Here is a 7319-nt window from a genome sequence, read left to right as displayed (position 1 = left end):
GGTTGTCGCAGGGTGTTTGCCCCAAGATAATCTCTCGTGTTAACAAGGGTTAATAGCCCTCAATAATCAAGGATATATTATGATCGCTACAGGACAATCTTTACCAAAAGCTACCTTAAGCCAGCTGACAAAAGACGGCATGGTTAATCACGATGTTACTGAGCTTTTTGCCGGTAAAAAAGTAGTATTGTTTGCAGTGCCAGGTGCATTTACACCAACCTGTTCAGAAGCTCACTTACCAGGTTTTGTAGTATTAGCCGACGAGTTTAAAGCTAAAGATGTTGACCTTATCGCTTGTGTATCTGTTAACGATGCATTCGTAATGAAAGCGTGGGGCGAAGCCCAAAATGCTTCTGAATTAATGATGCTAGCCGACGGTGATGCAAGCTTCACTAAAGCATTAGGCTTAGAAATGGACACCGCTGGTTTTGGCGGCGTTCGTTCACAGCGCTATGCGATGGTGATCGACAATGGCGTAGTGACTTTACTGAATGTTGAGGAAGGTAAGTCATTTGAAGTCAGCACTGCTGAAGCGGTAATGGCTGCACTGTAATCTATATTCTGTCTCAGAATTAGAGACTTAACAGTACAGCAAAATGGGCGCCAATAAGGCGCCCATTTTTATGAAAAAAAACAGTTATCAGTAAAGCTTGTTAGTATTGATTATCCGCGGATGCCTAAGTGTTGTTCAATGTTATCGACACTGTTACTGACCTCAAGCGCAATCGTTTCACTTTGTTCAAACGCATCTTTAGCATGCAGCATTAGGCTATCCATCGCGATGACAAACTCATCAAGATGCCCCACCTGTTGCTTAGCATGTTCACTCCCTTGGCTCGCACTGCTCGCCATCTCTTGAGCTTGCTGCTGTACTTGCAACGCAACATCTAACAAACTCTGGGCTCGACCTTTTTGCTGTGCAGATGCTTCGCTGATGTCGTTAACGCTGTGGCTAAGTGCTGTGTTCGAGCGGGTTAGTTGCTCGAAAATAGCCATTATGTCTTTTAATGATTGTTGAGTCCGTTGCGATAAACTGCGTACTTCATCGGCTACCACAGCAAAACCACGACCTTGTTCACCTGCGCGAGCGGCTTCAATGGCGGCATTTAATGCCAATAAGTTGGTTTGGTCGGCAATATTACCAATAACATCCACAATTTTAGCTGCGTCATTAACCGATGTACTGAGTTGGGTTAGTGAGTGGTTACATTGATTGACCTTGGTGACAGTGTGATCGGTCGCATCTAACACCGCCTGGGCTTCTTGTTGGCTTGCTTGCATATCATGCATGGTTTGCTCTGCACTGGCAGTTACCAAACTAGACGACCGGTTTACTTCATTGGCAAGAGTAATTAAATCAGCGGTTTGTGATTGAGTTTGTTGTACCACATCTTGCGTTTGTTGCGTGCTAGTTGATAAGGAACCAATTTTAGCGACTAATTCACTCAATGAGTTAGACACCTGTGCCATATTACTTTTTTGTTGTTCGTCATCTTGTTCAAATCGCTGTAATAGGCGATTAAAGTGTGCCGCAATTTGGCCTGTTTCGCATTGGCTGGTCACGGGTAATGGTTCTCGTTGATTCGATTCGCTTAACATTGAAAAAGCACGGTTTAAACGTTTAAGCGGGCTAACGACTCGTCGTTGTTGTAACACTAAATAACCAATAGAAAACAATGCTATTAATATCACCATGGTGTATAGCAACCACTGCAAACGGATTTTAAGTTGTTCATCGGTTACGGCTTGTGTATTGGCCAGTGTCACTAGTTGCTGTTCTACTTGGCTGGTGGCGTTAATTAGCGCAGTTTGTACTTGTTGATTGTCGCTGAGCATTTGCTTGGTATTACTCACTTCTTTGCTATAGCGTTGAGTCAAACTCAGCAATTCTGCGCGAGGGGCTTCACCCGTTTCAATACGTTCCGGTTCGTCATCGCCTAAGGCGAATTCATCCACTTCTTCGGTGCGATAAATCCCCAGCAAAGATAGCTTCTCCAAATCATCATGCCATGTGTTGAGAGAGTTTATCGAAAAGTTAAGGCTATTATTTGCTCCTGCATCTTGATCAATCAGTAAGGCCTGAGTCTGCTGTGATAGTTGATAAACTAGGTTAGGTAACTCAAGACTAAGCGCAAGATATTGCTCCACAGTATTTGAGTCATTCGGAGCTGATTGAGCATAACGATGTAGGCTGCGGCTGTAATCGATCATTTCTGATTCAGCAAAAGCCAGTAGTTGGCGTGGGTTACCGGCCAGTTTTCCTGCAGCACGGTATTTAGTGTCTAAGTCGCTAATTAATTGAGTCATTAAGCTGGTTAATGAAGCACTATCAAGCTGTGGGTGAGCGGAACTCAGCTGGGTAATATTGTCGGTTATACGGGTAATATCGCTGCGGGCTTGTTCGAGATAATTGCTTTGGCCTGTTTGTAAGTAACTATCAATGTTCCGGCGAACATTATACTGAAAGGTATGTTGAATATGTTGTAAGTCTAGGTTTAATTTTTCACTGGTTTGCCGTTGTTGATTACTCCATAACACGGTAGCGGCGAGTAATGCCGCAAGCAGTAATAATAAGGCGGATGCACTAAGGGATAGGGTCGATATCTTCATAGGTAAGTGACTTCACATAAATGCCAATATGTGCATTTTATGGCACTAATGTTACAGTTTTTCGTGATTGCACTTTATCTATGAGTTGAATAATGTGTGGTGAAATGTGTCCGTTGTTAGTTGTAGAGATTTTTATCGATTAACGGCAGCCACACTTGTGCTTTTAAGCCGCCTTGAGGGCGGTTAGACAACTTCACCTTGCCATGATGGCGGTCAATAATACGTTTAATAATAGCTAGCCCTAAGCCAGAACCAATACTACCGCGTGCAGTATCGCCTTGGGTAAAGGGTTGAAATAGATGCTCAACTTCGGCTTCATTAATACCAGGGCCGTTATCTTCAACACTAAAACACACCGCGTTACCTTGATGATAAGAACTGATTTTTATCCAGCCATTGCCATAGCGGAACGCATTTTCGACCAAGTTGCTCAGTACACGTTTAATGGCGACGCTGTTCATGGGAACATCGGGGCAGTCTGCTAGCGACAGCTCGATGGTTTCTTCACGGTGTGATTCTTGTTGGCTAATTTCTTGGATCAAACGATTGATTTGGTCGGGCTCGCGTACACCTTCACGGTCGTTACGAATATAAGCAATAAATTGGTTAATAATCGCATCCATGTCTTCAATGTCGGTGACAATACCTTCTTTTAAATATTGGTCGTCTTCTACCATCATTTCAGATGCTAATCGAATGCGGGTCAATGGTGTGCGTAAATCGTGTGAAATCCCTGCCATTAATAAAGCTCGGTCTTGCTCAAGCTGCTTCATGCTATGAGCCATTTGGTTAAACGCATGGGTTACTTCAACAATTTCAGTCGAGCCACTTAACGGCAGTGTTGGCGGAAAGTCACCTTGAGAAACGGCCACCGCGGCTTTTTGTAAACGTTTTAAAGGCCTGTTTTGCCTACGGGCAAATAACCAGCCACCGGCGACACTGAGCCCGCCAATAACCAGCAAATACAAAGTTAATGGTGATAAGTCTGACTCGTTAATGCCCGTCAAAGGGACTTTTATCCACAATGTGGGGGCTTGCGGCGGTTTTATCCACACATCGAGCTTTTCACCTTGCGAAAAACGCACTTCGGCTTCGCCGCCAAGGTAAACTGACATTTGTTCTGACAAGAAACTGTAATAAGTGGCTTGGCCGAGTCCGGCTTCTTGTGCTTGTTTTTGGTTATAAACGGTCATGCCATCGTCACGCACTTTGGCGTTTAAGGCATCCACCATGGTGAGATGTTCACGGCCAACATCGACCCCATCAACAAATAATATATTGATTTGGCGGGCAATTAATTGGTTGATTTGCTCATAACTGGGCTTGATAAAGTAAACGGCGACAGACCAATATGACACTAATTGATTGATCAGCAGTAAGCTGCCGATCAGCAATACGGTTTGACTAAAAGCGCTTCTAGGTAAGAAGCGTTGCCACCATTTTAACTTTAGTTTCATGGATTACTTACGCGTGGTGCCGTCGGGCACAAACACATAACCTAAGCCCCAAACTGTTTGAATATAGCGTGGGTTAGCAGCGTCTTTTTCAATTAAACGACGCAAGCGCGATACCTGAACATCGATTGAACGCTCAAGGGCTGAATAGTCACGGCCACGGGCAAGGTTCATCAATTTGTCGCGCGATAATGGCTCACGAGGATGGTTTACCAGCACTTTAAGCACAGCAAACTCACCACTGGAAAGTGCAATGCTTTCATCGCCATGGAACATTTCACGAGTGGCTAAATTTAGCGAAAACTCGCCAAACTCAATCATTTCTTCTTGTTGCGCAGGCGCACGGAGTAGTTCAGCAATTTGGAGACGCAAGACAGCGTTAATACGTGCTAATAACTCACGTGGATTAAACGGTTTAGGTAAATAGTCATCAGCGCCAAGTTCTAGGCCAATAATGCGATCAACTTCATCGCCTTTGGCAGTCAGCATCACGATAGGGATTGGGTTTTCTTGTTGGCGCAAACGGCGGCAAATAGACAAACCATCTTCGCCTGGTAGCATCAGATCGAGTACTAATAAATGGAAATTTTCACGTTCAAGTAATCTATCCATTTGTTCTGCATTGGCAGCGCTACGAACTTGGAAGCCTTGCTCAATTAAGTAACGTTCTAATAATGAACGTAATCTCATGTCATCATCGACAACGAGAATCTTAGAGGTTTCTTGGCCCATGACATATCCTTTTAACACTAAATTGATACTAGCAATGACTCAGTATGAAGTGTAATCGCTTGAATTTGAATAGCTGATTGTGGCAGAAATTGTAACTAAATAGCTGTAAATGTTTGTTTATCGCTTAAATAGCAACAAATGGTCAGTCAAATTACCTTTATCTACGTTAAATGATAACGTCAATTGCTGTTTGCTAGGCTGATAAATCATGCTGGGAATATCACTGGGTAAGTTAGATGTATGTTGGGGATGGCTATTAAAAATGGGCTCAAGGGTTAGCTGATTTTGGTGTAATTCAAACCGTCCCCATTGTAAGTGAGTGACGTGCTCATTGGCTTGTGGGTCTTGGTGTAGGTTAATGTTCACCATGGCGTAATAGCCATTGTCGAGTAGTACTAAGCTACTCAGCGCTGGGGTAGACAATTGATGCCATACACCATAGACCGATTGCTTGGTCGTGAGGTTATAGTGATGTTGTTCATCAGCAATGCTGTCGGCATTAGTATCGATGGTTAATGCGAGTTGTAACGACAGTGATGTCAGCATCATGTTTAATTGCGGATGCTCGAATTGATATGCTACTAATCCTTGTTGGGCATTATTACTGTAGCTAGGGATAAAGTGCGCGTCTGTTGATTGCAAATCCAAACGGCCCCATTCTGCCACGCTATCTTGTGGCGCTGTTAAGTTAAGTTCTAGGTGTAAGTAGCTGCTATTACGATTTAACTGCAACAAGGTAATACGTTCAGGGGTGTTGATTACCCAATCACCGAAGATGTTGTTATTGGTACTCGGTTGCGTAGCGGCATGCAGTGGATTTGTCTGCAATACACTGCATGCCAACATTAGCATGATGAGGTTAACAGGGTTTAGTGACTGGATATGAGGCTTAATTCCCTTAAATACGGTAAACATAAGATCCCTTTATGTTTGATGATGCGGTTAAAAACGAAAAATAGAATTGCATGCGGTAATTTTAATCAGTCTTAAACCTTAGTCTTTAATGCGGATTTATCAAATAAAAAAGCCCGCAGCATAATGCCACGGGCTTGAAGCCTTTATTAAACTTAGCTATTTATTGGACGTAGCCTTTTATTGAGCTTAATCGCCTATGGCACCAATGTGAGTAACGGTGTTTGGGCAACTACTTGAAAATCCAATGCCATGGTCACGCTTAATGCTGTGATAGTGATAATGGAAAATCCAAATACCTGTCTAGCCCAAGACTGCAAATTGATGTCGCGACGATAGCCTTTTAACGCCATGGCTAACCACCATAAGCTGGTGGCAAAGGTGACCGCCATAAAAGCAATACCTGTGTAACCGGCCAGTGGCAACAGCGCACTGACGACAGCAAATATCGCTATGTACAATACGATATGTAGTTTAGCTTTGGTCATGCCTTGGGCTACGGGCAATACAGGAATATTGGCCGCGGCATAATCGTCAAACCGAAAAATCGCAATCGCATAAGAGTGGGGCATTTGCCATAGGCTAAACATCAGCAGCAAAATTACCGCGCCCATGTCCATTTGCCCGGTAACCGCGCAATAACCCACAACCGGTGGCACAGCACCCGAAAAACTGCCTACTAAGGTGCCGTAAACCGAGTTGCGTTTCATGTACAGGCTGTACACGCCGACATATACCACATAGCCAATGGCGGCAAATAACACCGCTAGGCTATTAGTGAATATCGCCAGCATGGTAAAGCCTACAACACCCAAACCAATACCAAAGCTCAATACCGCTTGTACTGATATTTCACCGGTAACGGTAACTCGGTTTCGAGTACGCTTCATCTTGGCGTCGATGTCGCGATCAATGCAATTATTGATCGCGCAACCCGACGCTACCACCAAAGATAAACCTATCATGGTGGCGAACATCAAGGTCAAATCAACATTACCTTGAGCCGCGAGTAAAAAGCCGCCCGCGACAGAAATTAAATTGCCCATGATGATGCCAGGTTTGGTGACCTGAACATATCCTCGTAAGCGTGAGGTTAATTGTGCTGACATAAATTGACCTTGATTATTCATGATGGCTGTTGAGTGACATACTGTGGTTACGTTGATCTCGTTACATCATCAATTCATTGGCTGCGTAGATAATCCACACAGACAAACCCACCACCATGACAATAATCAAGGCTGTGAATAAGAACGAGAATGTATTGATTCTGCCTTTTTTAGAAAAATCTAAATGGAGGAAGTATTTCAAGTGCACCACGATTTGCACTAACGCCGTTATCACCACAACCCATAGCGTTGTCATGTGGTCAAACTGGTGCGTCATCACCGACCAAAATGGAATACCGGTTAAGACAACCGATAACACAAAGCCGACTAAATATGATTTAACGCTGGCAGAAAAATCGCCTTCGCCGTGGCTTGCATGTGCATTGCTCATCACAAGACTCCTAACAAATAAACTACGGTAAACACGCACACCCACACGATGTCTAAGAAATGCCAGAACAAACTTAAGCAACTCAGGCGAGTGATGCTGCGATTAGTTAAA

General features: G+C 43.8%; 7 protein-coding genes and 1 pseudogene. 1 reads left to right on the top strand and 7 read right to left on the bottom strand.

The window, feature by feature from the left end; translation table 11 throughout:
* The first annotated feature begins 79 nt into the window (after positions 1-79).
* Positions 80-553, top strand: coding sequence for a peroxiredoxin (locus CXF78_RS05830; RefSeq protein ID WP_102036245.1), 474 nt, complete (start codon positions 80-82; stop codon positions 551-553).
* Between the two features lie 110 nt (positions 554-663).
* Here CXF78_RS05830 and CXF78_RS05825 read toward each other — a convergent pair whose 3' ends face one another.
* From CXF78_RS05825 to CXF78_RS05795, 7 genes and pseudogenes are all read right to left on the bottom strand, one after another.
* Complete coding sequence (locus CXF78_RS05825) at positions 664-2610, bottom strand: methyl-accepting chemotaxis protein (protein ID WP_102036244.1); 1947 nt, start codon at positions 2608-2610, stop codon at positions 664-666.
* Positions 2611-2726: 116 nt separating this feature from the next.
* Complete coding sequence (envZ, locus tag CXF78_RS05820) at positions 2727-4067, bottom strand: two-component system sensor histidine kinase EnvZ (protein WP_102036243.1); 1341 nt, start codon at positions 4065-4067, stop codon at positions 2727-2729.
* Between the two features lie 3 nt (positions 4068-4070).
* On the bottom strand, positions 4071-4796 hold the full coding sequence (gene ompR, locus CXF78_RS05815) for an osmolarity response regulator transcription factor OmpR (RefSeq protein ID WP_102036242.1): 726 nt from the start codon (positions 4794-4796) through the stop codon (positions 4071-4073).
* Positions 4797-4913: 117 nt separating this feature from the next.
* Positions 4914-5711: a hypothetical protein gene (locus CXF78_RS05810; RefSeq protein ID WP_102036241.1), complete on the bottom strand. Its 798-nt coding sequence runs from the start codon at positions 5709-5711 to the stop codon at positions 4914-4916.
* Positions 5712-5905: 194 nt separating this feature from the next.
* Positions 5906-6838, bottom strand: a complete 933-nt coding sequence (gene cyoE, locus CXF78_RS05805; RefSeq protein ID WP_102036240.1) for a heme o synthase — start codon at positions 6836-6838, stop codon at positions 5906-5908.
* 40 nt (positions 6839-6878) lie between these two features.
* Positions 6879-7208 carry a cytochrome o ubiquinol oxidase subunit IV gene (gene cyoD / locus CXF78_RS05800; RefSeq protein ID WP_220491668.1) on the bottom strand — a complete coding sequence of 110 codons (330 nt, stop codon included), beginning with the start codon at positions 7206-7208 and terminating at the stop codon, positions 6879-6881.
* A pseudogene (locus CXF78_RS05795) lies at positions 7208-7319 on the bottom strand (cytochrome o ubiquinol oxidase subunit III); the annotation flags it as partial. The gene cyoD and the pseudogene CXF78_RS05795, both read right to left, overlap by 1 nt.

The sequence above is a fragment of the Shewanella sp. 11B5 genome, assembly GCF_002836795.1.
Taxonomy (GTDB): Bacteria; Pseudomonadota; Gammaproteobacteria; order Enterobacterales; family Shewanellaceae; genus Shewanella; species Shewanella frigidimarina.
The sequence above is the reverse complement of the archived record's forward strand: the minus strand, read 5'-3'. Positions and strand labels throughout refer to the sequence as shown.

What these genes read in the sequence shown, in the direction of transcription:
- envZ (WP_102036243.1), bottom strand. Translation starts at nt 4,067, where the DNA reads ATGAAACTAAAGTTAAAATGGTGGCAACGCTTCTTACCTAGAAGCGCT.
- ompR (WP_102036242.1), bottom strand. Translation starts at nt 4,796, where the DNA reads ATGGGCCAAGAAACCTCTAAGATTCTCGTTGTCGATGATGACATGAGA.
- CXF78_RS05810 (WP_102036241.1), bottom strand. Translation starts at nt 5,711, where the DNA reads ATGTTTACCGTATTTAAGGGAATTAAGCCTCATATCCAGTCACTAAAC.
- CXF78_RS05825 (WP_102036244.1), bottom strand. Translation starts at nt 2,610, where the DNA reads ATGAAGATATCGACCCTATCCCTTAGTGCATCCGCCTTATTATTACTG.
- cyoE (WP_102036240.1), bottom strand. Translation starts at nt 6,838, where the DNA reads ATGAATAATCAAGGTCAATTTATGTCAGCACAATTAACCTCACGCTTA.
- cyoD (WP_220491668.1), bottom strand. Translation starts at nt 7,208, where the DNA reads ATGAGCAATGCACATGCAAGCCACGGCGAAGGCGATTTTTCTGCCAGC.
- CXF78_RS05830 (WP_102036245.1), top strand. Translation starts at nt 80, where the DNA reads ATGATCGCTACAGGACAATCTTTACCAAAAGCTACCTTAAGCCAGCTG.